We start from the raw sequence: 24510 nt of genomic DNA, 5'->3' as shown, positions 1-24510 counted from the left end.
TCCTTTAAGGAAAACGACTTTTTTATACGACTTCTTCAAGTAAATCCCCATTAACCTTTTTTGGGGACTATTTGTAATCTCTGCGCAGTGAAATTATACCTGTGCTAGCCCGCCATCTACGAACAATTCAACACCCGTCAAGTAACTGCTTTCGTCTGAAGCAAGGAAAGATACAGCGTTTGCTACTTCTTCAGGTGTCCCAACTTTTCCAGCTGGAACAGTATTTCTGGTATTTTCCATTGCTCCTTCAAGTGCATCACCAAAAAGCTCATCGTATGCAGGTGTAAGAATAACTCCTGGACTAACCACATTTACACGGATTTCAGTACCTTTTAGGTCAAGAATCCAGTTGCGAACTAGTGCTCTTAATGCTGCTTTAGATGCTCCATATACACTAAACGCCGGGTTGCCAATTGATCCAGCAGTAGAGCCCGTTACAATAATAGAACCTACTTTGTCCGGGAATAGTGATAACGCTTTTTGAACAGTAAAGATGGTTCCTTTAACGTTAATGTCGAACGTTCTATCAACCTGCTCTTCAGTAATTTCACCTAATGGAAGGAAGTTGCCGATGCCTGCATTAGCAAAAAGAATGTCCAACTTACCTTTTTCCTGCTTTATAATGTCATATAGTTTGTCTAAGTCTTCAAGCTTAGAAATATCACCTTGAACACCGGTTACGTTCTTGCCAATTTGGTTAACAGCTTTATCAAGTTCGTTTTGTCTACGTCCCGTGATATAAACATATGCACCTTCGTTTACAAATTTTTGTGCTGTAGCAAGACCAATCCCACTTGTTCCACCCGTTACAAGCGCTATTTTACCTTCAAATTTACCCATACTTAACACTCCTTTAGAATTAATTTTATTTTATGTCTAGTACCTTTAAGTACTTGAAGAACAACTTACAAGATATAGTATCCTTCAGTAAGCACATTATCGGAAGTACCCACTTTTTTGTGATATAGTAACTAAAAAGTAATAAATGTGGAATGGAGAGCTTTAGACATGAAAAAAAAATTTAGTTGTGGGTTTGAAGTGACAAAGGAAGTTATTGGCGGAAAATGGAAAGGCCTTGTATTATACTTTTTAATGAATGGACCAAAGAGAACGAGTGAATTAAACCGCATTATCCCAAATATAACTCAGAAAATGCTGATTCAAACACTTAGAGAGCTTGAAGCCAGTGGACTTGTGAGCAGAAAGATGTATAATCAAGTACCGCCGAAGGTTGAATATTCATCCACTGAACTTGGAGAATCTCTTAAACCTATCTTGCAGGAGCTCTGTCAATGGGGAGGCTATTATGCGGAGCAAGAGTATGCAGAAGGTGAATATGAAATTGTACAACCAGAACAACTAAGTTAGGATTGATGTAGCTGCTGAAGTAAATGCTAAACAACTTCAATACCATCACCTAACAGATGAAGAACAGTCAGAAATAAATCAGATATTCAATTTTGAAAGTGAAGTTCTAATAAGAAGTGTCGGTTATATTCAGGAGAACTTTGATGAAATTCAAAAAAGAGCTGTTTCAAATGTTAAAGAGAAGATTCAGAAACTTAGCCAAAAAATAATGAAGATATTGATAATAATATTTAATGCCTATGATCTCTAGATAGGCATTTTTTCTTTCGGATAAAAAAGAAAAGACGTACAAATTGTACGCCTTAATCTGCTTCTGTACTATCAATTTTTCACTGCATAAAAGTCACAGTTCAGGTTGCACCTCAGGTCACACTCCGGTCACTTCGGGTCACATTTCCGCTGAAAATTAACGCTGAATGTTCGGATTTTACTGTGACTCCACTTCGTTTCACACACCGTATCACACAACGGAATAATTAACGGTTATCAATCGTCTCCGGATACAAATCATGATTCATCATGCGGTATTCGGCCATTTTCTCATATTTCGTGCCAGGTTTTCCGTAGTTTGTGTACGGGTCAATGGAAATTCCGCCTCTTGGCGTGAATTTGCCCCATACTTCAATGTAGCGCGGGTCCATTAATTCGATCAAGTCATTCATGATGATATTCATGCAGTCCTCGTGGAAGTCACCATGGTTTCTGAAACTGAATAGATACAGCTTTAATGATTTGCTTTCAACCATTTTTTCATCAGGAATGTAGCTGATGTAGATTGTTGCAAAGTCAGGCTGCCCTGTTTTAGGACATAAAGATGTGAATTCCGGGCAATTGAATTTTACAAAGTAATCACGGTTTACATGTTTATTCGGGAAGGATTCCAGCACGTCCGGTGCATATTCGAACAAATAATTTGTACCTTGGTTGCCTAAGAGTGTTACACCTTCTAATTCTGATTCTTTTCTTGTCGTCATGTTCATCTTCCTTTCTATTATACTCCGCGTTTGTTGCCCCATAACAGGGTGTGCAGCTGCGGGAGCACTCTGACGAGATTCAGCTCCGCATCGACAGCTACCTTATCAACAAGCGCTTCATATTTTCCAAGCAAATGTGCAATCAGTGACTGATCATCTGTCGTATGCACGTCATCATTTCCGACTTGTAAATAAAACGGGATTCCCGGATACCGCTTGTGCACAGTTTTGGCAAATTCCAGATCTTCATCATTAAAGATGACAACCTTCAAGCTGACAGCATGCTGTCTATCATTCTCTTGAAGTGAAGTTAAAATGTGGTCAAGCTTTTGAAAGTTCGTTACCATTTTTGAGCTTGGCGGTTTTGGAGAAATTGTCAGGTCATCAATCAGCGTAAACCAATCCTGATAAACGGTCCCTTGAGTTTCAAGCGCTGCACGGATGTTATTTTCCTTCAGCAGTTCAATAAAAGCATCCAGCTGTTTTAACAGAGCAGGGTTACCGCCTGAGATCGTCACATGAGAAAACGCGTCTCCCCCAATGTCCTTAAGCTCCGCAAAAATCTCCTCCGCCGTCATCCAGCGAATATCTTTTTTAGCAGACCCGTCCCAAGTGAAGGCGGAGTCACACCAGCTGCAGGAATAATCGCAGCCGGCTGTCCGGACGAACATCGTTTTCTGTCCGATCACCATGCCTTCTCCTTGAATCGTCGGGCCGAAAATTTCTAATACAGGAATTCCTTTAGCCATTCAAACCACCCTTTTTCGGACGGTAGACACAGTAGCTTGTCGGTGTTTCACGGACAAACACCTGTACACAGGTCGGCTTATTCTCCAAAGTGTCTAAATAAGCCTGCACCTTGTCATAAATCGTTTTCGCCACGACTTCAGTTGTCGGCAGCGAATACCGGTCGTCCTGAGAAAAATCTTCATGATCATTTAATAGCGTGTGATCATAGTTTCCGTGCACCAGTTTTTTGAGTACGCTGAAATTGACGAGGAAGCCGGAATCGTCAAGTTCGTCGCCGGCGACGGTTATATTTACGGTATACGTATGCCCGTGAACCCTGCTGCACGCTCCCGCACTTTCCCTAGGGATAAAATGAGCGGCTGAGATATGCATGTCCTTATTCAGTTCAAACGAATAAGGGTGCTGGGCCTGCGGATAAATTTGAGATAACAATTTATGCACGCTCTCCTTTCATCACCATATATTCTTCATAACCTTTTGAACGAAGATGGCATGCCGGACATTCGCCGCAGCCGTCTGCGATGATGCCGTTATAGCATGTCAGCGTGTTGTTTTTCACAAACTCCAGCGCGCCAAGCTCATCTGCAAGCTTCCACGTTTCCGCCTTATTGAGCCACATGAGAGGCGTATGAATCACAAACGGCTTCTCCATCGCCAGATTTACCGTTACATTGCAAGATTTCACGAATTCATCACGACAATCAGGGTAACCGCTGAAGTCTGTCTCGCAAACTCCTGTAATAATGTGGCGCGCGCCAATTTGGTAAGCCAGGATAGACGCAAAGGATAAGAATACCAAATTGCGGCCTGGAACGAATGTGGATGGCAGTTCGCCGTCTTTTACTTCTATCTCAATATCATTTCTAGTCAGGGCATTCGGTGCAAGCTGATTTAAAAGTGACATATCAAGCAAATGATTTTTCACACCAAGCTTTTCCGCAATGGATTTTGCCACTTCAATTTCCTGCGAATGTCGCTGATTATAATGAAAAGTCACCGTTTCGACTTCTTCGAATTCTTTTAAGGCCCACAGTAAGCATGTTGTGCTGTCTTGACCGCCGCTAAATACGACAATTGCTTTTTCTTTTTTCATGATTCCTCTCCTTCTCCGCAATAAAAACGCCGGCGAGAGACATCGCTACAGCTAATTCACGCAAAAAAACACCTTTTTTCGGAAGGTGCTCTAGAAAAACATAAAAAAGGCCGTATCCAAGGATACAGCTCGTCCTTAGTTTTTTATAGAGGGTGTAGCTAGAACCTCTCCCGCATATCGCACGGATTTTCTTCAATTTTTTCACTTCTGCTATCTTACCATAATGATGTTTTTCTTGACAATAAAAAAAGTCAGTCCCCGGTTCCTAGATCAATTATCGCTCTATAGTGACGGTTCGTTTCATTATATATATTTATAAACTGCGCCGCCGAGGAGCTTTTTTGCAAAGCAAAGCGCCTATGAAGGCCAGGCTCACATAGCCAAACAAGGGATAAATCGTTGAAATAAGCCTGCCGTACCCTATTTGGCTCGTAATATAAGCCGTGATCATAATGGCTGCAAAGATATATTTGCTTTTCACTGGAAGAAAGCTTTGCACTTGTTTTTCTAATCCATATAGATTACCGATAACTGATGTGAACACTTCTCCGAAAATAATGAGTAAATAAATCAAATGGACAGATCGTGCAAAGAGATAAACCACTTGTGCCATCGGTATATCATACAAAAATACATCCGGAAGAGTTGACAAAGACAGAAAACTCGCCGACAGCACAATCGTCAGCATCGTGCCTCCGATTAAAGCGCCTTTTTTTATCACTTTCTCCGATGACATTTCATTCGCCAGCGGAACCAAAACAGCTTGGGCAAGCGATAAATTTAAAGCCCCGTAAGAAACTGCTGATAACAGCCAATCCCAGCGATGCGGCCAGACCCACTGAGCTGCGTTTCGTGATTCGCTGAATATAAAAGAGTCGGCCACCACAATCATTGAAAAGATGATTAAAAGAGGAACAACAAACACATTGACACCGAAAATGCCTTTTACTCCTCTAGTCATCACAATTAAGCTCAGACCGATTGTAATGAGCATCCCAATCTGAGCGGACATCCCCAGCTGTTCCTCAAAAAGCGCCCCTGCCCCTGAAAGCATAACAGATGTAACTCCAAGGAGAACAAACAGCATAAATACATTGATAATCCGCCCAGCCGTCGCCCCGAATAAAAATATGTTCATTTCTTGATATGACTTGGCATTGATTCGCTTTGAAATGATCATCAGCTTGGCCCCCAGTAACGTAAACATTCCGCCGCTGACGAGAATGCCGAATAAACCGAACCAGCCGAACTTCAGAAAAAACTCAACAATTTCCCTCCCAGTCGCAAATCCAGCTCCGACTACTGTGCCGACATACACAAAAGCAAGCTGACTTGCAGACCCTTTTGATTGTTCCATTTCTTCCCTCCGAACGAACCGCAGTTTTGTCCATATATGCCTTTTTATAACCTATGAGACAAGTTCCTTGAAAAGACGAAGAAAACATGTTTTACTGAGAAACAAATCAAAAATTTTTTGTGCATAAGACTTGAAAGTCAAAGATAGTCAGAGTATACTATTAATCAAAGTTGGTCAAACAAACCGGCCTTTTTTAAAAATCAATTGGTCAAAGATAGTCAAATATTCAGTCTGCTTTGAGCATATTGGTTTGAATGCCGTTAAGTTTGCCGTATACTAATAGTCAAAGAAGGTCAAATCTAATAGACCTTTTTATTCACTTTCATTGGTCAAAGAAGATCAAATTATTAAGGAGGTTTTGGCAAATGCGTTGTCAACATTGTCAGCAAAACGAGGCGACGATTCGCCTTAACATGCAAATAAATTCAATTCATAAACAGATGGTTCTGTGTGAAACTTGCTATAACGAACTGACCCGTAAACCTTCAATGAGTATGGGTCCTCAATCTTTCGGATTTCCGTTTGAACAGGCATTCCAGCCGAAAGAACACAGCACAGCAAAACAAAGCGGAAAAAAAGGGTTGCTTGATGAGCTGGCTCAAAATATTACAAATGGTGCAAAAGCCGGTCTTATTGACCCCGTCATCGGCCGTGACGATGAAGTGGCGCGAGTGATCGAAATTCTAAACCGCCGAAACAAAAACAATCCGGTTCTTATTGGTGAGCCGGGTGTAGGGAAAACTGCCATCGCTGAAGGGCTCGCTTTAAAAATTGCTGAAGGTGATGTTCCAAACAAACTGAAAAACAAAGAGCTATATTTGCTTGATGTTGCATCCCTTGTTGCAAACACAGGGATCAGAGGCCAATTTGAGGAGAGAATGAAACAGCTGATCACTGAGCTGAAGGAACGAAAAAATGTCATTCTGTTCATTGATGAAATTCACCTTCTCGTCGGCGCAGGCTCTGCAGAAGGATCAATGGACGCCGGCAACATTCTCAAACCGGCCCTAGCCAGAGGCGAACTGCAAGTCATTGGTGCGACAACACTGAAAGAATATCGTCAAATCGAAAAAGATGCCGCGCTGGAAAGACGTTTTCAGCCTGTCATGGTGCAGGAGCCTTCAATTGAACAGGCTATCCTCATTCTGCAAGGGATTAAAGACAAATACGAGGCATACCATGGCGTAACATTCAGTGATGAAGCAATCAAAGCATGTGTCACTTTATCATCCCGCTACATTCAGGACAGACACCTGCCGGATAAAGCAATTGATTTATTAGATGAAGCAGGTTCAAAAGCCAACCTGTTAATTGATGAACTGAATGATGAGGATGCCGCTGAACGCTTAACTGCAATTGAAGCCGAAAAAACAAAAGCCCTGGAAGAAGAAAATTACGAACTGGCTGCAAAACTCCGTGATGAAGAACTCGCATTGGAGAAAAAACTGAACAGCTCCTCCGCTCATACTGCTGTCACTGTGGAAGCTGAGCACATTCAGGAAATTGTTGAACAAAAAACAGGCATCCCTGTCGGCAAACTGCAGGCAGACGAACAAACGAAAATGAAAGAACTCGAAGCAAAACTTCATGAACGCGTGATCGGACAAGAAGCCGCTGTTCAAAAAGTGGCAAAAGCGGTAAGACGAAGCCGCGCCGGATTAAAATCCAAAAACAGACCAGTCGGCTCCTTCCTCTTCGTCGGTCCTACCGGCGTAGGGAAAACAGAGCTTTCTAAAACACTGGCAGATGAATTATTCGGCACAAAAGACGCTATTATCCGACTCGATATGAGCGAATACATGGAGAAACACGCCGTATCTAAAATTATCGGTTCACCGCCTGGATATGTCGGCCACGAGGAAGCTGGACAATTAACTGAGAAAGTGCGCCGCAATCCTTACAGCATTGTGTTGCTGGATGAGATTGAAAAAGCACACCCAGACGTTCAGCATATGTTCCTGCAAATTATGGAGGATGGCCGTCTGACAGACAGCCAAGGCAGAACCGTAAGCTTCAAAGACACTGTGATCATCATGACAAGTAATGCGGGTGCTGGTGAGAAACAAACGAAAGTCGGTTTCCAATCAGATGACAGTGTCATCGAAGAACAAACATTGATTGATTCACTGAGCATGTTCTTTAAACCTGAGTTCCTCAACCGTTTTGACAGCATTATTGAGTTCCGCTCATTGGAAAAAGAACATCTTGTCAAAATCGTCAGCCTTCTTCTTGGAGAACTTGAAGAAACATTGGCTGAACGGGGCATCAGCTTGAATGTGACAGATGAAGCGAAAGAAAAAATCGCTGAGCTGGGCTACCACCCTTCATTCGGTGCACGTCCGCTTAGAAGAACCATCCAAGAATGGGTTGAGGATGAAATGACCGATCTGCTGCTTGATAATGGCGAGATCACAAGTTTTCACGTGATTTTAGAAGATGATAAAATCAAAGTGCGAGCGAAATAACAATCAGCGGTTTCCTTTTAGGAAGCCGCTTTTTTTTTATACTTTCATACTCTTGACTTAGAAATTACCGTCCCTTCTCCTGAAGCGCTACTTCCCTTCATCCTTTACACTTTTTTTAAGGAGGGATGGAACATGTTTATATACAGTGAATATGTATTTCTACTATTATATGAATACCATCTGAAGGACAGCTTGCAAGCAAGCTGCCAATTTCAGTAGACCCCCGGGCTTTTCAATTTTGGAGAGCCCGTTTTTGTTTATTTCTCCCTTCTATGCCTCTTCCTTGAATATTTCATGAACAAATTCACAATGTCCCTAAAGTTCCGGGCACCAAAACCGATATTAACCATAGACAAGCTAGTAAAAAAGGATTTGGTGAAAACTATGGATAAAACTTCGTTAATCGGTATTATTCTTGCTTTTGTGGCATTGAGCGTCGGGATGGTTCTGAAAGGCGTCAGTTTCAGCGCCCTTGCAAACCCCGCTGCCATTTTAATTATTATCGCCGGGACAATCTCAGCAGTCGTTATTGCGTTCCCAACAAAAGAAATTAAAAAAGTGCCTACGCTGTTTCGAGTGTTATTTAAGGAAAATAAACAGCTCACAATAGAGGAACTCATTCCTATGTTCTCTGAATGGGCCCAGCTTGCACGCCGTGAAGGTCTGCTTGCTTTAGAAGCAAGCATTGAGGATGTAGATGATGCTTTCTTGAAAAACGGGCTCAGCATGGCTGTTGACGGACAAAGCGCGGAATTTATAAGAGATATTATGACAGAGGAAGTCGAAGCAATGGAGGACAGGCACCAAGCCGGAGCCGCTATTTTTACACAAGCGGGAACGTACGCCCCGACACTTGGAGTACTCGGTGCTGTAATCGGGCTGATTGCCGCTCTCTCTCATATGGATAACACAGATGAGCTTGGACACGCCATCAGTGCCGCCTTTGTTGCCACACTTCTCGGTATCTTTACAGGGTATGTGTTATGGCATCCTTTCGCAAATAAATTAAAACGAAAATCAAAACAAGAAGTAAAACTGCGTGAGGTCATGATTGAAGGTGTTTTATCCGTTTTAGAAGGACAGGCACCGAAAGTCATCGAACAAAAGCTTTTAATGTATCTTCCTGCGAAGGACCGCTTGAAATTTGCAGAACAAGGAGAGGCGCAAAATGGCGAGAAAAAAGAAGAAGAAGCATGAGGACGAGCACGTTGATGAATCATGGCTCGTTCCTTACGCCGACATCCTTACTCTTCTCCTGGCATTGTTTATTGTGCTGTACGCGAGCAGCTCGATTGACGCAGCTAAGTTTCAAATGCTCTCAAAATCATTTAATGAAGTTTTTACAGGCGGCACCGGTGTACTGGACTACTCCAGTGTCACTCCTCCTGAAAACGAGTCAGACGGCATCGATGAAGTGAAAAAGGAAAAAGAAGAGAAAGAGAAAAACAAGAAAGAAAAAGAAAAAGCAGCTGATCAAGAAGAACTTGAAAACGTGAAGAGCCAGGTGGAAAAGTTCATCAAAGATAAAAAGCTGGAACATCAGTTGGAGACGAAGATGACTAGTGAAGGCCTTCTGATTACGATTAAAGACAGCATCTTCTTTGATTCTGGAAAAGCGACCATCCGTAAGGAAGATGTGCCGCTTGCAAAAGAAATTTCAAATCTTCTTGTGATTAACCCGCCAAGAAATATCATTATCAGCGGACATACTGATAATATGCCAATTAAAAATTCTGAATTCCAATCAAACTGGCATTTAAGCGTCATGAGAGCGGTAAACTTTATGGGGCTCCTGATTGAAAACCCCAAGCTCGATGCAAAAGTGTTCAGCGCCAAGGGTTATGGCGAGTATAAACCGGTGGCTTCCAACAAAACTGCGGAAGGCCGAAGCAAAAACCGGCGGGTTGAAGTTCTCATTTTGCCAAGAGGCGCAGCGGAAACAAATGAAAAATAGCAAAAAAGGAAGCCTTGTGACATATCAGGCTTCCTTTTTTTACTTATTATGAAACTGTTTTGCGTTTAATCCTACTCTTTTTAACATTTCGGTGCACATCTCTACCTCTTCTTCGCTTAATACGCTGATCATTTCATCAATTTCAGCAGCGTGATCAGGGAAAATATCGTTCAAAAGACCGATGCCTTTTTCAGTAATTTGCGCAAATGTCACTCGTCTGTCTGTAGGAGACGCTTTCCGAATGAGAAGTTCTTTTTGCTCCAGCTTATCTACAACGTATGTGATGCTCCCGCTAGCCAAGAGAATTTTATCTCCTATCTGCTGCAGCGGCTGATCGCCTTTATGGTACAAAAGCTCTAGCACAGCAAATTCAGTCGGATTCAGCCCATGCTTATGAATATGCTTATTCATATGATCGTTAATAGACCGATACGCGCGCGACAGCACGATAAATAACTTCAGTGATTTTTCTGTCATGTCTCAATCATCCTTTTAGAAACCGTTACAGAGAAACATTAATAAACAAAGACCAAAATGTCAATAAAAATCTTTCCAATATTTCTCTTCTTTTTTAAAATGTAAGCTTGCCAACACCTTTTTCTAATTTTTTTGGTTATTTTTTCTTATTAAAGAAGAAGAAACAATGATATAATACCTCTAATCAGGTGTATGTTGGAGCGATGCAAATTGAAAATACTAAAAGGCGCCTGCGGGAGAATCAAACTTTATATCATACTGGTCGTGATTCCGGCAATCGTCATCAGCTTTTTCGTATATGAAAAAGAAAAAGATACAATAGCTGCAGAACATAAACAAGAAGCAAGTGTCCTGCTAAACCTTCACCGCAACAAAATCAATTATTTAATCGGAGAAACAATGGCGAGAATGACCTCCTTGTCCATCGCCATCGACAGACCGGTTGATATAAAGAAAATGCAGTCAATTTTGGAAAAGACCTTTGATTCAGAGCCGAGATTTTCCGGTCTCTATTTTCTCAATGCCAAAGGAGACGTCACCGCAAGCACAACCGAATTAAAAACGAAAGTAAACCTGGCCGACAGATCTTTTTTTACAAAAGCAAAGAAAACTAAAAAGACAGTCATTTCAGATAGTTATTCGAGCAGAATTACTGGTCAGCCAATTTTCACAATTTGTGTACCTGTTTTGGACTCAAAACGTAATGTAACAGATTATCTTGTCGCAGCAATTCAAATTGATTATTTGAAAAATCTCATTAACTTACTAAGCCCTGATGTTTATATTGAAGTTGTGAACCAAGACGGGAAAATGATTTTTGCGAGTGGACAAGCCTCTCATGCAGAGGATCAGAAACCTGTCAGCGGATATCTGGATGAAATCAGCTGGAATATGAAAGTCTATCCGAACCCGGTCACAATAGAAGAACTGACGAAAAGCCTAGTGCTTCCGCTTTCATGTATTATTGTTCTGCTGAATATCCTTTTTATTCTCGTGCTGTATTATTTGCTGAAGCGGCAGACCCAGCTGGAGCGCTCAGAAAATGAGGCGCAAAAATTAGAGCTGATCGGGACGCTCGCTGCCAGCACAGCCCATGAAATCCGTAACCCCCTCACCGGCATAAGCGGCTTTATTCAGCTGTTGCAAAAGAAATATAAAGGCGAGGAAGATCAGCTTTACTTCTCCATTATCGAACAGGAGATAAAGCGCATCAATCAAATAGTGAGTGAGTTTCTCGTTCTCGGCAAGCCGACAGCTGAAAAATGGGAGCTGAACTCACTTCAGGACATTATCGGAGAAATTATGCCGATCATTTATTCTGAGGGCAATCTATACAATGTTGAAGTCGAATTACAGTATTTAACTGAGCAGCCCTTACTCGTAAAATGTACAAAAGATCATATTAAACAAGTGATTTTAAATGTAGCAAAAAATGGCCTCGAGTCAATGCCTGAAGGAGGCAAACTGACGATCTCCCTAGGAGCTTTAGATAAAAAAGCCATAATCAAAGTTGTGGATAACGGTGAAGGGATTTCTCAGGAAATGCTGGATCACATCTTCCTTCCCTTTGTTACTTCTAAAGAAAAAGGAACCGGTCTCGGCCTTGTTGTTTGTAAACGGATCGTGCTGATGTACGGAGGCTCTATTCATATTGAAAGTGAAGTGCGAAGAGGCACAGAGGTGACAATCACCCTCCCCGTATCCGCATCATAGCCCCCCTGACCATGTCAGGAGGGTTTTTTATCTTCGTGATCGGGCATTGCCATTCGATTTGCTTGCTGGTCTTCCAGAAAAAAGGATTTTGATGAAACGCAACAGCATTTTCAAAAGCAAAAAAAACATAAAAAATACTAAAAAACCCTTTATACCTTCCGTGGCATCTAAAAACTCCATATTCCCTCTCCCCGTGACCTTTTGCTGAATCTCAATCGCAAATACGATGACAATGATGACTGTAACGGTATAGATAAAGGACAAGGCTGTCATACTCCATTTAGAAAGCCATGTAAACACAGCGTGAGTGACGCCGAAAAAGAATATGCCAAAAATGCCGATCACCCAAAAATGCATTTCTTTGTCAGTTAAATGAATGCCAAATATTCCGCATAATGAAATAAAAGCATCATGAAATTGATTGACCATTTCGGTAATGAGAATCGCCAGTTCTTTCATTAGTTCCCTCTTTCATATGAATTTTTTCCAGAAAAAAAGAGCGCTTCCGAAAAGCTCTCTCTTTATATATGCATCTGATAGGCCGCTATTTATTTGCATCATATGCTGGCATAACATCTCTGCGGGGCCACAAGCCTAATTTCTTTACAAGGCCTTGAATCCCTTGGGAATGTTCGTTTTCTTGCATAAGCTGGTGATATTCATTTATTAAACAATCCAGCTCCTGACTGTGCCTGATCGTGTCATGCCCTGTAAATCCCTGCTTTCTAGCGGCATCTATCATTAACTTTCTTTTTTCATCAATAGACACCAACAATCTTTCTTGTTCAGAAGAACCGCCCATTCACTTCACCCCTCGCCGCTAAGAAATAGGAAACAAGTTTGATTGGGTTATTGTGCATTATTACAGATTATACTTTATTTGTAAACATATTTTCATTAAATAAGTTAATTTTTCAGGTATAATAGATATATTGATAGGATTAGAAGAACAATACCCAGGTGAAGAATATCTTAAACACGCCGCCAGGCAGGAGGTATGCCCAATGAAGAAAAAGAAAGCAATTATGCTCGGAGCGGCAGGCGGAAAAGCAATTTTGAAGAGGAAAAACCGAAAAAAATGTATTCAGCACATCACTATTTTTTTTCAGATGCTTCGCGATTGGCGAAATGGTGACTACCCTCGTTCACAGGTTAAAACACTTTTGCTGTTAACTGCCGCAATCCTGTATATCGTCATGCCGCTCGATATCATTCCAGACGTAATCCTCGGTCTTGGATTCATTGACGATGCAGCTGTTTTAGGTTTGATTTGGACACTGATTAAAAAAGAACTGTCACAGTATGAAAAGTGGCGTTTGCAATAAATATAAAAAGCCCCGTTCGATGAACGGGGCTTTCTCATGCTTATTGATTCACGCTGTCTTTTTCATAAATCGGAACCCAGCCTTCAGTTGTGACAAAAATTCTCACCGCGACAACTTTGCGGTCCTCCTGAAGCGTGAAGTAATGGCGGATATTCTCAGGCACGGAGATTAAATCTCCAGGGTTTAAACGGACATCAAAAAACGTGCCGTCCTTGCCTTGAATGACAAAAATACCGTGTCCGCTTACAATAAAACGAACCTCATCGTCTGTATGGTGATGCTCTCTTTTAAAGTTTTCAAGCAGTTCATCAAGTTTCGGATTGCTGTCTGACAATGAAATAACATCCTGTGCTTTATAGCCGCGGCGGGTTGAGATATCTTTAATTTCAGTTTCGAAGGTATCAAGAATTTGCTGTTTTTCTTCTTCTGTCAGGTCATATTTCTCTGAGAGATGTTCCGGAAGCTTCGTGATATCCCATTGCTCATAAATAACCTCTTGACTGTCCAGAAAGCTTGCCACTTCCTCTTGATTTTCAATCGTTGTATTTGCCTCATTATGAATTCGAATTGTAGCCATTTCAATTCCTCCTTTTATTTAACCAGCTGATGCTGGAGTGTTTTCAATTTCAAATGGTAGCTGAACAAAAATTCATACGCTTCAAGCACTCTTTTTGCCTCAAATGCTGTTTTCCCCCAAGCCGTAATACCATGATTTCGAATCAGAACAGCTCCTGAATCTTCTGAAATCTCTTCCGCAAACAGTGCCGCAAGCGTCGGGATATGTGCCGGATTTTCTATAATCGGAACGGTCACTTCTGCGTTCTCTTCCCACAAGCCGAGTGCTTTTATAATTTCCTGGCCTTTGAATGTGATTTTCTTTTGGTCTCCGTATAACTCTGAAATCACATTATTGTTTACCGTATGGACATGCAGGCAGCATCCGGCATTGGTTTTATTGTACAAATGTGTATGCAAAAGCGTTTCTGCTGACGGTTTCAGAGAATGCCCGCTTTCAGCAGGCTCTCCGTTTTGATCGACCAGCAGAAAATCTTCAACCGTCTCTTTGCGTTTATCTTTTCCGCTTGCAGTGACGAGAAATGTTAAAGGCTCATCTGTAACCTTAATTGACAGATTGCCGCTAGTCGCCGGAAACCAATCTCTCTCTGCCAATTCCCGTTTTACTTCAGCGAGCTCTCGCCAGCGTTCTTGTTTTGCAGCCATTCCTGTACCTCCTTTACATTCTCAATTTCCTTTCTGATCTCATAAAAATCTTGATACGGAAGATGATTGAGGTTTTGCTCCCGGCATTCGTTTAATAAATAATCCCTTGCAAAGCATAGGTCAGACAGCTTTGCTGCCTCCACATCTGTAACCGAATCACCGATCATGATGATATATTGGTTCGGTTCAGAAAGTTCATGTATGACCGACGGCTTACAGCACCCGCATTGATTGCTGCATGTGCCCTTGCAGGAATGAGGCCAGTCAATATGGATATAGTCATTGTCAAATGAAGCATGGTTGCAATAAATGCGGTCTTTCTCCACAATGCCTTCAAGCAAAGGATATACAAAAAAGTCCATTCCACCGCTTATGACATAAAACGGAATCTCGTGCTCATTGATAAATGCTACAAATTCCCGAAAGCCTTCCCTGATTTTTGCATCTTCCAATACAAAACTTGTAATCTCTTCTTTTAAACGGCTGGGCAGAAGGCCGAACATCCGCCCGACACCTTCCTTGATCGACAGCGTTTTGGAAAGTACGCCGTCTTTTAATGCCACCCACTCTGGGGGAGCAAATGTTTTCATGATATTTATAATGTTGTCGTTCATCGTGATTGTTCCGTCAAAATCACAAATAATAAAAGGTTTTCGAGTCGTCATACGGCTTCAACCTTTCCCCATTTATCTAGCGCAAGCTTAAGATCCTTGCATTGTTCGGCTTTTTCATCAATCGGCTGGGCCTCTAGGACCGCATCAATAATGGCTCTGAACGCTCGCCCCCCGCCTTGGGCACCGTTCGGATGTCCATGTACGCCTCCTCCGGCGTTAATAATGTGGTCTATGCCGAAATCACGCATTAATAGCGGAACCATGCCGGGATGAATGCCTGCTGACGGAACCGCAAATGTTTGGTTAAAAGCATCCTCTCTCACACATTCTTCATGAATCGCCAGTGCATCTGCTCTTGGAAGCGCAACCGAACCATATGGAGACGGAAAGAGGCTGAAGTCAGCACCGCAATATCGGTTTAATTTTCCGAGTAAAAGAGCGTGAGAAAAACCGTAAAACGGAGAAGACGTAAACGCTCCGCTGACTGCTGGATGCGCCATAATCGGAACTGGGATTTCAGGATCTTCCGCAAGGCCTTGCATAACGTCCAAGCCGTAAGCGAAGACATTAAACAAAAGCACATCCGCTCCCAACTCGGCGGCGCGTCTCGCTTTGTCTTTCAGATCAGCCGTACGTCCGGTCAAATTCACCGCATACAGCGTTTTATGTCCGGTCTGCTCATACGTTTCTTTCAATATTTGCTTTCCTTCTGCAATTCTTGTTTCAAAAGGCGCTAGACCTGTCTCAAAGAAAATTTCATCGTCTTTAATCAAGTCAACTCCGCCAAGCGCCTGCTGTCGGAGCTGTTCTTTAATATCACTCAGGTCCCTTCCGATTACGCCTTTAAATATGCTCATTAACAGCGGTCTCTCAAACTCTCCCAGCAGCTTCCGGATGCCGTATACGCCAAACTTCGGTCCCGGCAGTGCACGCTTAAATGCTTCAGAGAAGTGAAGATCGATTAATTTGATTTTTCCGTCCAGGGACAGCTTGCCAAACACTGTTGTCAGCAAAGCCGGAATATCCTGAGAGAAATTGATTTCAGGATAGGCAATTGTGATGACCGCTTGTTTTTCTGATGCAGGAGTTCCCTCTCTCTCCTCAACTTTTATCACCCGCCCCTTATGCTTTTGCATTTGCTCCTGTTTTACAAGGGGCAGATCAGTCCAGGAGCCTACTGTCAATCCTGTTGCGATTTGTTCTGCTTTCTTCTCTGTATCGGCTCCCGGTTCGGTCAGGAGATATGTCGCTAATAACTCACTCATGCCAGAGCTCCTTTCATTTTCATCCATATCAAAAAACCTCTTCAAACTGCAATCGCGTCTAAAGAGGTTTCGTTTCTCGTCCGAATCTTATCTCTCAGCCGCTAGCTGCAAGAATTAGCACCGTGCTTTATAAGTCGGTTGCCGGGCTTCATCGGGCTCGTCCCTCTGCCTGCTCTTGATAAGAAAATATAGATTTTATAAATTATTTTGAATTATCCCATCGTTATAAGGTCTTGTCAATGCTTTTTTGGGTAAACAGGTTCAGTTTGCCAATTCGATAAGCGGCTTCCTTAAGTCTTTCTTCACTTGTTAAAAGTCCGACTCTGACGTAGCCCTCGCCATATTTACCGAAGCCGTTTCCAGCCGCAACCGCCACATTCGCTTTTTCCAGCAAAAGATCTGAGAACTGCTCAGAAGTATAGCCTTCAGGCACAGGCAGCCATGCAAAAAAAGAACCTGCAGGAGCTGTTACATCCCAGCCGATTTCCCGGCATGCCGTGATCCAAGCGTTTCTCCTGCTCTCATATCTGGCATTTTGCTCTGCCACACACGTCTGATCGGCTAACAGTGCCTCTGCTGCAGCCTCCTGAGTCGCTCTGAAAAGACTGACAAAGATATGGTCTTGATAAAGATTGATCGCTTCAATGACCGAAGCGTTTCCGACGGCAAAGCCAACCCGCCATCCTGCCATGTTATACGTTTTTGACAGCGTGTAAATTTCAATTCCGATATCCTTCGCACCTTCAGTCTGCAAAAAGCTTAAAGGCTTGCAGCCGTCAAATCCTACAGCGCCGTAAGCAAAATCGTGAACGACGCAGATTCCGTTTTCAGTCGCAAAACGCACGGTATCTTCAAAGAACTCGGAAGTAGCAACAGCTCCGGTCGGATTATTCGGATAATTTAAATACATCAATTTCGCCTGTTCCCTTGCTTCAGCGGCTATGCTGCTGTAATCAGGGAGAAACGCCCTGTCCTTTACGAGCGGCATCATTTCCATCTTTGCTTTTGCAAGTGTGACACCCGACCAGTAATCAGGATAACCCGGATCGGGAACCAAAATCGTATCACCGGGATTCAACAAGCATTGCGGGAGCTCGACTAGACCGGCTTTTCCGCCGAATAATACAGCGACTTCGGTTTCCGGATCCAGATCAATGCCGTATTCTCTTTTGTAAAATGCAGCAGCCGCTGACTTCAGACGGTATGAGCCGCGAAAAGACGAATATTTATGATTCTCAGGATCAGCAACAGCTCGTTTCATCTCCTCAACAATATGTTCAGGAGTCGGCTGATCTGGATTTCCCTGTCCCAGATTGATAACGTCATGTCCTTCTGCGAGCTTTCGGTTCACTTTCTGCACCAGAGAAGCGAAGAATTGTTTAGGCAATTCCTTCAATACATGAGACTGTTCAAATTTCATCTATTCTCACCTTCTAAAAAAATCTTGAAATGATAGTCCATCATCATATATGGTTAAATGAAAAAAGTAAAGAAAAATTTGGGGTGTTAAAAAGATGAAATGGACGATATCTTGTCTTCAATTTGATATTTCATACGGAAAACCTTCGGAAAATATAAAAAAAGCTGAATTTTTCATCGAAGAAGAAAGCAAACATGCTGATGTTCTTGTTCTGCCTGAATTATGGACGACCGGATATGATCTGGCCAATCTTGATGAACTCGCTGATGAAGACGGCCGCTCCGCTCAGAACTGGCTGAAGAAAACGGCAAAAAAACATGGTGTTCATATTGTCGCCGGATCGGTCGCTGTCAGGAAGAATTCTGATGTTTATAATACAATGTACATCGCGGATAAGGAAGGGCAAATCATTAAAGAGTACAGAAAAGCCCATCTTTTTCAGCTGATGGATGAGCATCTGTATTTATCAGCTGGTTCCGAAGACGGATACTTTGAGCTTGACGGCGTCAAAAGCTCAGGATTGATCTGTTACGATATCCGTTTTCCGGAATGGATCAGAAAACATACGACAAAAGGCGCCAACGTGCTGTTTATTTCTGCGGAATGGCCTCTTCCCCGCCTTGATCATTGGAAAAGCCTGCTTATTGCGCGGGCCATTGAAAACCAATGCTTTGTCGCAGCCTGCAATTGTACCGGTTCAAATCCGGATAATGAATTTGCAGGACATAGCCTGATTATTGATCCATGGGGGCGTGTACTTGCTGAAGGCGGCCGGGAAGAAGGCATAGTCCGAGCGGAAATCGACCTTCAAGAAAGCGCAGAAGTTCGGGAGAGCATTCCTGTTTTCGATGATATCAGAAAAGATTTATATTAAAAAATATATTGACAACTAACTAAATTACCTGTTACCATGTTCATCAACTGATAAATTAGAATTGTCAAACAAGTGAATATATTCTCTTATCGAGAGTTGGGCGAGGGATTTGGCCTTTTGACCCCAACAGCAACCGACCGTAATTCCATTGTGAAATGGGGCGCATCTTTTTCGCGCCGAGACGCTGGTCTCTTAAGGCACGGTGCTAATTCCATTCAGATCTGATCTGAGAGATAAGAGAGGCGGACATAGATGTTAAGCCTCCTTCTCTCTGAGAAGGAGGCTTTTTTACGGCCACATATTAAGTGATTACATAATTGGAGGTTATGATGATGGGAGTCACAAAAACACCTTTATACGAAACGTTAAATGAAAGCTCCGCTGTGGCGTTGGCGGTGAAGCTTGGCCTATTTCCAAGCAAAGGCACGCTGACATGCCAGGAGATCGGAGACGGCAACTTAAATTACGTTTTTCATATTTATGATCAAAAACATGACAGAGCATTGATCATTAAACAGGCGGTTCCGTATGCAAAAGTGGTGGGGGAAAGCTGGCCGCTGACAATCGACCGTGCAAGAATCGAAAGCAGCGCTCTCATCCGTCAGGGCGAGCATGTGCCTCACCTGGTTCCAAGAGTGTTTTATTCTGATACGGAAATGGCGGTTACCGTCATGGAGGATCTCTCTCACCTCAAGATCGCAAGAAAAGGACTCATTGAGGGTGAAAACTATCCTCATCTGTCGCAGCACATCGGTGAATTTTTAGGAAAAACACTTTTCTACTCGTCAGATTACGCGCTTGAACCTAAGGTGAAAAAACAGCTTGTTAAACAGTTTACAAATCCAGAGCTATGCGACATTACGGAAAGACTTGTTTTTACAGATCCTTTCTTCGACCATGACACAAATGATTTTGAAGAAGAGCTTCGTCCTTTTGTCGAAAAGCTTTGGAATAATGACAGCGTTAAAATCGAAGCCGCTAAGCTGAAAAAGTCATTTTTAACGTCTGCAGAAACGTTGATTCATGGTGATTTGCATACAGGAAGCATTTTCGCAAGTGAGCACGAAACAAAGGTGATTGATCCTGAGTTTGCTTTTTACGGACCGATCGGCTTTGATGTAGGGCAATTTATCGCCAACTTATTTTTGAACGCACTCAGCCGTGACGGGGCTGACAGAGAGCCGTTATATGAACATGTCAACCAGGTCTGGGAAACGTTTGAAGAGACGTTTAGTGAAGCCTGGCAGAAGGACAGTCTGGATGTTTACGCCAACATCGACGGTTACCTCACTGATACGCTCAGCCATATTTTTGAAGAAGCAATCGGATTTGCGGGCTGTGAGCTGATACGACGCACGATCGGCCTTGCCCATGTAGCTGACCTGGATACGATCGTGCCGTTTGATAAACGAATCGGCAGAAAACGCTTGGCGCTCGAAACCGGCACAGCCTTTATCGAAAAACGTTCGGAATTCAAAACGATAACAGATGTTATTGAATTATTTAAGTTACTTGTAAAGGAATGATCTATTCATGACCCATTCATTTGCTGTTCCACGTTCTGTTGAATGGAAAGAAACAGCTATTGCCATTTTAAATCAGCAAAAGCTTCCTGATGAGACGGAATATTTGGAGCTGACGACGAAAGAGGATGTATTTGATGCGATTGTCACGCTCAAAGTAAGGGGCGCTCCGGCGATCGGCATTACGGCTGCCTTCGGACTGGCGCTTGCTGCCAAAGACATTGAAACAGACAATGTCACGGAATTCCGCCGCAGACTGGAAGACATTAAACAATATTTAAACAGCTCGCGGCCTACCGCCATTAATTTGTCATGGGCGCTTGAGAGACTGAGTCATTCGGTCGAAAACGCGATTTCCGTAAATGAAGCAAAAACAAACCTTGTCCATGAAGCCATTCAGATTCAGGTCGAGGATGAGGAAACGTGCCGGCTGATCGGCCAAAACGCCCTGCAGCTTTTCAAAAAAGGCGACAGGATCATGACAATCTGCAATGCCGGCTCAATCGCGACAAGCCGCTATGGAACGGCGCTAGCTCCGTTTTACTTGGCCAAACAAAAAGATTTGGGATTACACATTTATGCCTGTGAAACAAGGCCTGTCCTGCAAGGTTCACGCCTTACTGCTTGGGAGCTGATGCAGGGGGGCATTGATGTCACTCTGATCACAGACAGCATGGCTGCCCATACGATGAAGGAAAAACAAATTTCCGCTGTTATCGTCGGAGCCGACCGAATTGCAAAGAACGGTGATACGGCAAATAAAATCGGCACATACGGTCTTGCTATTTTAGCAAACGCCTTTGATATTCCGTTTTTTGTCGCCGCACCTTTATCTACATTTGATACAAAGGTCAAATGCGGTGCTGATATCCCGATAGAGGAACGCGATCCCGAGGAAGTCAGGCAGATTTCCGGAGTTCGGACCGCTCCATCCAATGTGCCTGTCTTTAATCCCGCTTTCGACATTACACCTCATGATCTCATTTCAGGAATCATCACAGAAAAAGGGATTATGACCGGAAACTATGAAGAAGAGATTGAACAGCTGTTTAGAGGAGAAAAGGTGCATTAAAAAACCGCTGGACTTTGCTCATTTGGAGCCGAGTCAGCGGTTTTTTTGTTTCTTTTTGTTAACATTGATGATTTCATCTTTTTGAGCGCTTGATAAGATATGCAGTTTCACAAACAGTTCGGCAAAAACGGCAAGTTTCTCAGAGCGGCTCGGCTTCAATTGCTTTGTCCTCCTTTTTCATCAGACCAACTTTTTTAACTTAATAAAATGATATGTCGGCCGTGAAAAAAAGGGAACGTGCCATATGTTTTATTTTTCTTTATAGGAGATTCGCTCGATGTTTAGCAAAAATGCTTTGATCTCCGTTTTGCTTCCGGCGTATCCTGTTAACGCACTGTTTTTGCCGATCACTCTGTGGCACGGGACAAAAATCGGCAGGTCGTTACGTTTATTAGCCTGCCCGACAGCGCGCACCGCTTTAGGACTGCCGACCGCAGCGGCAATATCCGCATAGCTTCGGGATTCACCATATGGAATCCTCTCCAGCGCCTGCCACACTTTTTGCTGAAAAGGAGTGCCCTTTTGGCTGAGCGGCAGGGAGAATGTCTTCCTTTCGCCTGCGAAATATTCTTGAAGCTGTTGTTTCGCTTCTGCAAGATTAGATGTTTCCTTGTGCTCAGTATTCTGAACCGTTTCTTTCCAATCCACCCAATCTTCCTGACTGAGAAATAGACGAGTGATCCGGTCCTCCTCTTCAGCAATGATAAGTTCACCGAGCGGCGTTTCGGCTGTCGTATAGTAGTTCATTCATCTTTCCTTCTTTCTTCAGCATTCTGTCTGACAGGAAGCGTAATATGGAAAACGGTGCCCTTCCCTTCTTCACTTTCTACCATAATCTCGCCTTGATGTTCTTCAATAATTTTATAGCTTACCATAAGCCCAAGTCCAGTTCCCCGTTCCTTTGTCGTATAAAACGGTTCACCAAGTCGCTTTAATTTATCTTCTGTCATTCCGATTCCCTCGTCTTTTAAGGAGATAAGAACATGATCTTGATCCAATGCCTTTATCGTTACAAAAATATTTCCGCCGTCAGGCATCACTTCGATGGCGTTTTTTAATATATTGATAAAAACCTGTTTCAGCTGATTCGGTTCACAGTAAATCGGGGGAATGTCGTCAATTAAATCAAGTTGCATTTGTACATTACTGAGATTGGCTTGCGCATTTAGAAGGTCTATCGTGTCCCTCATAATTTGGGTAACATGTTTTTCCTCATACATAATGGCCTGGGGCTTGGCTAAAATCAAGAATTCGGTGATGATGGATTCGATGCGCTTTAGTTCTGAGGTGATCACGTTGAAGTAAAGGGCGTAGTCTCCCTCGACACTCCCTTTCAGAAGCTGAATGAAGCCTTTAAGAGCAGTCATCGGATTTCTAATTTCATGAGCAATGCCGGCTGCGAGTTCGCCGACAACATGAAGGGTATCTGATTTGCGCAGGCGCTCCTCCAATTCTTTTCGCTCTGTTACGTCTTTAAAGATAGCCAAGTTCATATTTTGAATAATATTCCGTTTAAATGAGAATTCGAGTTTTCTGTTATCACTGCTGCTCAGCAAAAATGGAATTTCGTTGTCCATTTCATCAAAATTAATCTGCCTTGCTGGTGATGCCAGATTTTCTATTTCATAAGCAGAAATAATATCTAACAGGCTGTGCTGTTTTATCTCTTCATGTGACAGGCCCAAAATATGGCTTGCTAATGGATTGGCGTCGATGATCCTGTATTGATTGTCGAACAATACATTTCCGTCCATTGAGCCGTTGAACACTTTTCTGAATTTCAACTCGCTTTCCCGAAGCTCTTTTTCCATCCGCTTTCTGTCGCTTACATTTCTTAAGATCGTCAAATGCTGATTTTCAAGGATTGTCCGTTTTGAAGTAAATTCAAGCTCTTTGAACTGCCCGTTCCCCATTTGAAACAGTAGCTCTTCTCTGATCTCTCCGTATTTTGCGTATTTCCTTTTCGTTATGCTGTATTTTTGCTGCGAGTCAACGAGAAAATCACACAGCTTTCTTTTCAACAGCAAATTCATCGGCAGCTCAAAAATTTTACAGGCTGATTGATTCGCTTTTACGATTCTTCCGTCATTCGACCAGATGATGATGGCGTCCATTGCATTTTCAAAGATTTCTCTGAAGCGCTCCTCACTTTTAAAGAGCTGCAGCTCCATAGACCGCTTCTCTGTGATATCCCTCATAATGGACATATAAAAACCGCTGATGATGTTTGATGTAATCGTGAATTCAAATAGTTTTTGAACTCCTGAACGAAGCTTGACAGGCAGCTCCCCCTTCGCTTTTCCCTTGCGGTTGAGCGCCTTCCAGATATTGTCGAAATCTTTTCGTGAGCCGCTGTCTATGAACTCATACAAAGATAAATGAGACAGCTCATTATGATTGATTTCAAAGCTTTTACAAAAGGACAAATTGGCATCAATAAAACCGCCATCTTTATCAAACAGGACGATTCCGTCAACTGCTCTGTCAAACAAGTCCTTAAAAAGCTGTTCATTCATAGAGAATTCCCGCTCCAGAATCTTCTTAGAAGATATGTCCCTCATGACAACAAAAAAGAAATCCTCGCCAATACCTCTTTTGGCCAGAAACTCTATGTATTTTGTTGCCCCGCAATCAAGCCTGATCGGAACCTCCTTCCACAGAAAGCCTTTTTTAAAAAACTTCTTTACGGAAAGATTCAGTTCATCCTTTGGGATGGAAAACAAAAAATCCAAGACAGAACGCTTTTTCAAATCTTCCGAGTCAACTTGAAGCATCCTTTCTGTTGCTTCATTTGCCTGAACAATCCGCATTTCGTTATCACAAATAAAAATAGCATCGAGCGTATTGTTGACAATCACTTGATGCTGATTCAATTCCTTTTTCAGTCGCGCGTTTTCTTCTTTGAGACGATTCAGTTCCTCTCGCAGCTCCGAGTTTGTCTGGACACCAAGAGTTTCCATGCATGTACACTCCTTCTTCAAAACCTATCCCTCAATATTTCTACAAAATGCGGGAACTTCCTTCATTTGCCCTATAAATTTCAGA

26 protein-coding genes and 3 riboswitches are annotated in these 24510 nt (G+C 42.7%); of the genes, 9 read left to right on the top strand and 17 right to left on the bottom strand.

What is annotated here, in order from left to right; all coding sequences use genetic code 11:
- Positions 1 to 93 precede the first annotated feature (93 nt).
- A complete protein-coding gene (locus NYE56_RS07005) occupies positions 94 to 840 on the bottom strand; it encodes an SDR family NAD(P)-dependent oxidoreductase (RefSeq protein WP_010334554.1) in 747 nt (248 codons plus the stop codon).
- Between the two features lie 168 nt (positions 841 to 1008).
- Between NYE56_RS07005 and NYE56_RS07000 the strand changes: the two genes are divergently transcribed.
- Positions 1009 to 1368 carry a winged helix-turn-helix transcriptional regulator gene (locus tag NYE56_RS07000; RefSeq protein WP_038829004.1) on the top strand — a complete coding sequence of 120 codons (360 nt, stop codon included), beginning with the start codon at positions 1009 to 1011 and terminating at the stop codon, positions 1366 to 1368.
- 476 nt (positions 1369 to 1844) lie between these two features.
- Here the strand turns inward: NYE56_RS07000 and queF are convergent, their stop codons facing one another.
- The 5 genes from queF to NYE56_RS06975 all read right to left on the bottom strand — a co-directional run bounded on the left by queF (position 1845) and on the right by NYE56_RS06975 (position 5542).
- The gene (gene queF / locus NYE56_RS06995) at positions 1845 to 2342 is read right to left on the bottom strand and encodes a preQ(1) synthase (RefSeq protein ID WP_003218613.1); all 498 of its coding nucleotides are present in this window, start codon (positions 2340 to 2342) and stop codon (positions 1845 to 1847) included.
- 17 nt (positions 2343 to 2359) lie between these two features.
- On the bottom strand, positions 2360 to 3091 hold the full coding sequence (queE, locus tag NYE56_RS06990; RefSeq protein WP_003232460.1) for a 7-carboxy-7-deazaguanine synthase QueE: 732 nt from the start codon (positions 3089 to 3091) through the stop codon (positions 2360 to 2362).
- Positions 3084 to 3533, bottom strand: coding sequence for a 6-carboxytetrahydropterin synthase QueD (gene queD / locus NYE56_RS06985; protein WP_080009794.1), 450 nt, complete (start codon positions 3531 to 3533; stop codon positions 3084 to 3086). Before queD ends, queE begins: the two co-directional genes overlap by 8 nt.
- On the bottom strand, positions 3526 to 4185 hold the full coding sequence (gene queC, locus NYE56_RS06980; RefSeq protein ID WP_014476630.1) for a 7-cyano-7-deazaguanine synthase QueC: 660 nt from the start codon (positions 4183 to 4185) through the stop codon (positions 3526 to 3528). Before queC ends, queD begins: the two co-directional genes overlap by 8 nt.
- Positions 4186 to 4314: 129 nt before the next feature.
- Positions 4315 to 4359, bottom strand: a riboswitch (PreQ1 riboswitch).
- Between the two features lie 139 nt (positions 4360 to 4498).
- Positions 4499 to 5542, bottom strand: coding sequence for a YkvI family membrane protein (locus NYE56_RS06975; RefSeq protein WP_015383514.1), 1044 nt, complete (start codon positions 5540 to 5542; stop codon positions 4499 to 4501).
- 365 nt (positions 5543 to 5907) lie between these two features.
- Between NYE56_RS06975 and clpE the strand changes: the two genes are divergently transcribed.
- From clpE to motB, 3 genes are all read left to right on the top strand, one after another.
- Positions 5908 to 8007, top strand: a complete 2100-nt coding sequence (clpE, locus tag NYE56_RS06970) for an ATP-dependent protease ATP-binding subunit ClpE (RefSeq protein WP_341283655.1) — start codon at positions 5908 to 5910, stop codon at positions 8005 to 8007.
- A gap of 384 nt (positions 8008 to 8391) precedes the next feature.
- Positions 8392 to 9204 carry a flagellar motor stator protein MotA gene (gene motA / locus NYE56_RS06965; protein WP_003244739.1) on the top strand — a complete coding sequence of 271 codons (813 nt, stop codon included), beginning with the start codon at positions 8392 to 8394 and terminating at the stop codon, positions 9202 to 9204.
- Positions 9176 to 9961 carry a flagellar motor protein MotB gene (gene motB, locus NYE56_RS06960; protein ID WP_003232473.1) on the top strand — a complete coding sequence of 262 codons (786 nt, stop codon included), beginning with the start codon at positions 9176 to 9178 and terminating at the stop codon, positions 9959 to 9961. Before motA ends, motB begins: the two co-directional genes overlap by 29 nt.
- Before the next feature lie 39 nt (positions 9962 to 10000).
- Here motB and mhqR read toward each other — a convergent pair whose 3' ends face one another.
- Positions 10001 to 10438, bottom strand: coding sequence for a MarR family transcriptional regulator MhqR (gene mhqR / locus NYE56_RS06955; RefSeq protein WP_003232475.1), 438 nt, complete (start codon positions 10436 to 10438; stop codon positions 10001 to 10003).
- A 192-nt stretch (positions 10439 to 10630) separates the two neighbouring features.
- Between mhqR and kinD the strand changes: the two genes are divergently transcribed.
- The gene (gene kinD, locus NYE56_RS06950; RefSeq protein WP_341283654.1) at positions 10631 to 12151 is read left to right on the top strand and encodes a sporulation kinase KinD; all 1521 of its coding nucleotides are present in this window, start codon (positions 10631 to 10633) and stop codon (positions 12149 to 12151) included.
- A gap of 27 nt (positions 12152 to 12178) precedes the next feature.
- Here kinD and NYE56_RS06945 read toward each other — a convergent pair whose 3' ends face one another.
- Positions 12179 to 12610: a hypothetical protein gene (locus tag NYE56_RS06945; RefSeq protein WP_003245685.1), complete on the bottom strand. Its 432-nt coding sequence runs from the start codon at positions 12608 to 12610 to the stop codon at positions 12179 to 12181.
- An 85-nt stretch (positions 12611 to 12695) separates the two neighbouring features.
- Positions 12696 to 12953 carry an aspartyl-phosphate phosphatase Spo0E gene (gene spo0E, locus NYE56_RS06940; protein ID WP_003218598.1) on the bottom strand — a complete coding sequence of 86 codons (258 nt, stop codon included), beginning with the start codon at positions 12951 to 12953 and terminating at the stop codon, positions 12696 to 12698.
- Positions 12954 to 13155: 202 nt separating this feature from the next.
- On the opposite strand from spo0E, the gene NYE56_RS06935 reads away from it, so the two are divergent.
- Positions 13156 to 13476, top strand: a complete 321-nt coding sequence (locus tag NYE56_RS06935) for a YkvA family protein (RefSeq protein WP_014479630.1) — start codon at positions 13156 to 13158, stop codon at positions 13474 to 13476.
- A gap of 40 nt (positions 13477 to 13516) precedes the next feature.
- Here NYE56_RS06935 and mtnD read toward each other — a convergent pair whose 3' ends face one another.
- From mtnD to mtnE, 5 genes are all read right to left on the bottom strand, one after another.
- Entirely contained in the window at positions 13517 to 14053 is a 537-nt protein-coding gene (gene mtnD / locus NYE56_RS06930) for an acireductone dioxygenase (protein ID WP_341283653.1), read from the bottom strand.
- Between the two features lie 14 nt (positions 14054 to 14067).
- Positions 14068 to 14697 (bottom strand): methylthioribulose 1-phosphate dehydratase, encoded by a 630-nt coding sequence (locus NYE56_RS06925; RefSeq protein ID WP_003232485.1) that lies wholly within the window; start codon positions 14695 to 14697, stop codon positions 14068 to 14070.
- Complete coding sequence (mtnX, locus tag NYE56_RS06920) at positions 14655 to 15362, bottom strand: 2-hydroxy-3-keto-5-methylthiopentenyl-1-phosphate phosphatase (protein WP_003232486.1); 708 nt, start codon at positions 15360 to 15362, stop codon at positions 14655 to 14657. The genes NYE56_RS06925 and mtnX overlap by 43 nt, the downstream gene beginning before the upstream one ends.
- A complete protein-coding gene (gene mtnW / locus NYE56_RS06915; RefSeq protein WP_341283652.1) occupies positions 15359 to 16576 on the bottom strand; it encodes a 2,3-diketo-5-methylthiopentyl-1-phosphate enolase in 1218 nt (405 codons plus the stop codon). The genes mtnX and mtnW overlap by 4 nt, the downstream gene beginning before the upstream one ends.
- 84 nt (positions 16577 to 16660) lie before the next feature.
- A riboswitch (SAM riboswitch) is annotated at positions 16661 to 16761 on the bottom strand.
- A gap of 38 nt (positions 16762 to 16799) precedes the next feature.
- Complete coding sequence (gene mtnE, locus NYE56_RS06910) at positions 16800 to 17996, bottom strand: methionine-glutamine aminotransferase (protein ID WP_341283651.1); 1197 nt, start codon at positions 17994 to 17996, stop codon at positions 16800 to 16802.
- A gap of 94 nt (positions 17997 to 18090) precedes the next feature.
- Here mtnE and NYE56_RS06905 point away from each other — a divergent pair, with 94 nt between their 5' ends.
- The 3 genes from NYE56_RS06905 to mtnA all read left to right on the top strand — a co-directional run bounded on the left by NYE56_RS06905 (position 18091) and on the right by mtnA (position 21465).
- On the top strand, positions 18091 to 18870 hold the full coding sequence (locus tag NYE56_RS06905; protein WP_341283650.1) for a carbon-nitrogen family hydrolase: 780 nt from the start codon (positions 18091 to 18093) through the stop codon (positions 18868 to 18870).
- Positions 18871 to 18953: 83 nt separating this feature from the next.
- Positions 18954 to 19110, top strand: a riboswitch (SAM riboswitch).
- Positions 19111 to 19202: 92 nt separating this feature from the next.
- Positions 19203 to 20396 carry an S-methyl-5-thioribose kinase gene (mtnK, locus tag NYE56_RS06900; protein ID WP_341283649.1) on the top strand — a complete coding sequence of 398 codons (1194 nt, stop codon included), beginning with the start codon at positions 19203 to 19205 and terminating at the stop codon, positions 20394 to 20396.
- Positions 20397 to 20403: 7 nt separating this feature from the next.
- Positions 20404 to 21465: an S-methyl-5-thioribose-1-phosphate isomerase gene (mtnA, locus tag NYE56_RS06895; protein ID WP_326211100.1), complete on the top strand. Its 1062-nt coding sequence runs from the start codon at positions 20404 to 20406 to the stop codon at positions 21463 to 21465.
- Between the two features lie 33 nt (positions 21466 to 21498).
- Here mtnA and NYE56_RS06890 read toward each other — a convergent pair whose 3' ends face one another.
- The 3 genes from NYE56_RS06890 to kinE form a co-directional block, all read right to left on the bottom strand.
- On the bottom strand, positions 21499 to 21624 hold the full coding sequence (locus NYE56_RS06890; RefSeq protein WP_003232500.1) for a hypothetical protein: 126 nt from the start codon (positions 21622 to 21624) through the stop codon (positions 21499 to 21501).
- Positions 21625 to 21714: 90 nt separating this feature from the next.
- A complete protein-coding gene (ogt, locus tag NYE56_RS06885) occupies positions 21715 to 22212 on the bottom strand; it encodes a methylated-DNA--protein-cysteine methyltransferase (RefSeq protein WP_335449200.1) in 498 nt (165 codons plus the stop codon).
- Positions 22209 to 24425, bottom strand: a complete 2217-nt coding sequence (gene kinE / locus NYE56_RS06880) for a sporulation two-component system sensor histidine kinase KinE (protein ID WP_335449199.1) — start codon at positions 24423 to 24425, stop codon at positions 22209 to 22211. Before kinE ends, ogt begins: the two co-directional genes overlap by 4 nt.
- Positions 24426 to 24510 lie beyond the last annotated feature (85 nt).

The sequence above is a fragment of the Bacillus sp. FSL R5-0603 genome (assembly GCF_038050295.1).
Taxonomy (GTDB): Bacteria; Bacillota; Bacilli; order Bacillales; family Bacillaceae; genus Bacillus; species Bacillus subtilis.
Note: the sequence above shows the minus strand (reverse complement) of the source record. Positions and strands in the feature narration are given on the sequence as shown.

Coding starts and splice junctions, on each gene's coding strand:
- NYE56_RS07005 (WP_010334554.1), bottom strand. CDS start 840: ATGGGTAAATTTGAAGGTAAAATAGCGCTTGTAACGGGTGGAACAAGT.
- NYE56_RS07000 (WP_038829004.1), top strand. CDS start 1,009: ATGAAAAAAAAATTTAGTTGTGGGTTTGAAGTGACAAAGGAAGTTATT.
- queF (WP_003218613.1), bottom strand. CDS start 2,342: ATGACGACAAGAAAAGAATCAGAATTAGAAGGTGTAACACTCTTAGGC.
- queE (WP_003232460.1), bottom strand. CDS start 3,091: ATGGCTAAAGGAATTCCTGTATTAGAAATTTTCGGCCCGACGATTCAA.
- queC (WP_014476630.1), bottom strand. CDS start 4,185: ATGAAAAAAGAAAAAGCAATTGTCGTATTTAGCGGCGGTCAAGACAGC.
- NYE56_RS06975 (WP_015383514.1), bottom strand. CDS start 5,542: ATGGAACAATCAAAAGGGTCTGCAAGTCAGCTTGCTTTTGTGTATGTC.
- clpE (WP_341283655.1), top strand. CDS start 5,908: ATGCGTTGTCAACATTGTCAGCAAAACGAGGCGACGATTCGCCTTAAC.
- motA (WP_003244739.1), top strand. CDS start 8,392: ATGGATAAAACTTCGTTAATCGGTATTATTCTTGCTTTTGTGGCATTG.
- motB (WP_003232473.1), top strand. CDS start 9,176: ATGGCGAGAAAAAAGAAGAAGAAGCATGAGGACGAGCACGTTGATGAA.
- mhqR (WP_003232475.1), bottom strand. CDS start 10,438: ATGACAGAAAAATCACTGAAGTTATTTATCGTGCTGTCGCGCGCGTAT.
- kinD (WP_341283654.1), top strand. CDS start 10,631: ATGTTGGAGCGATGCAAATTGAAAATACTAAAAGGCGCCTGCGGGAGA.
- NYE56_RS06945 (WP_003245685.1), bottom strand. CDS start 12,610: ATGAAAGAACTGGCGATTCTCATTACCGAAATGGTCAATCAATTTCAT.
- spo0E (WP_003218598.1), bottom strand. CDS start 12,953: ATGGGCGGTTCTTCTGAACAAGAAAGATTGTTGGTGTCTATTGATGAA.
- NYE56_RS06935 (WP_014479630.1), top strand. CDS start 13,156: ATGAAGAAAAAGAAAGCAATTATGCTCGGAGCGGCAGGCGGAAAAGCA.
- mtnD (WP_341283653.1), bottom strand. CDS start 14,053: ATGGCTACAATTCGAATTCATAATGAGGCAAATACAACGATTGAAAAT.
- NYE56_RS06925 (WP_003232485.1), bottom strand. CDS start 14,697: ATGGCTGCAAAACAAGAACGCTGGCGAGAGCTCGCTGAAGTAAAACGG.
- mtnX (WP_003232486.1), bottom strand. CDS start 15,362: ATGACGACTCGAAAACCTTTTATTATTTGTGATTTTGACGGAACAATC.
- mtnW (WP_341283652.1), bottom strand. CDS start 16,576: ATGAGTGAGTTATTAGCGACATATCTCCTGACCGAACCGGGAGCCGAT.
- mtnE (WP_341283651.1), bottom strand. CDS start 17,996: ATGAAATTTGAACAGTCTCATGTATTGAAGGAATTGCCTAAACAATTC.
- NYE56_RS06905 (WP_341283650.1), top strand. CDS start 18,091: ATGAAATGGACGATATCTTGTCTTCAATTTGATATTTCATACGGAAAA.
- mtnK (WP_341283649.1), top strand. CDS start 19,203: ATGGGAGTCACAAAAACACCTTTATACGAAACGTTAAATGAAAGCTCC.
- mtnA (WP_326211100.1), top strand. CDS start 20,404: ATGACCCATTCATTTGCTGTTCCACGTTCTGTTGAATGGAAAGAAACA.
- ogt (WP_335449200.1), bottom strand. CDS start 22,212: ATGAACTACTATACGACAGCCGAAACGCCGCTCGGTGAACTTATCATT.
- kinE (WP_335449199.1), bottom strand. CDS start 24,425: ATGGAAACTCTTGGTGTCCAGACAAACTCGGAGCTGCGAGAGGAACTG.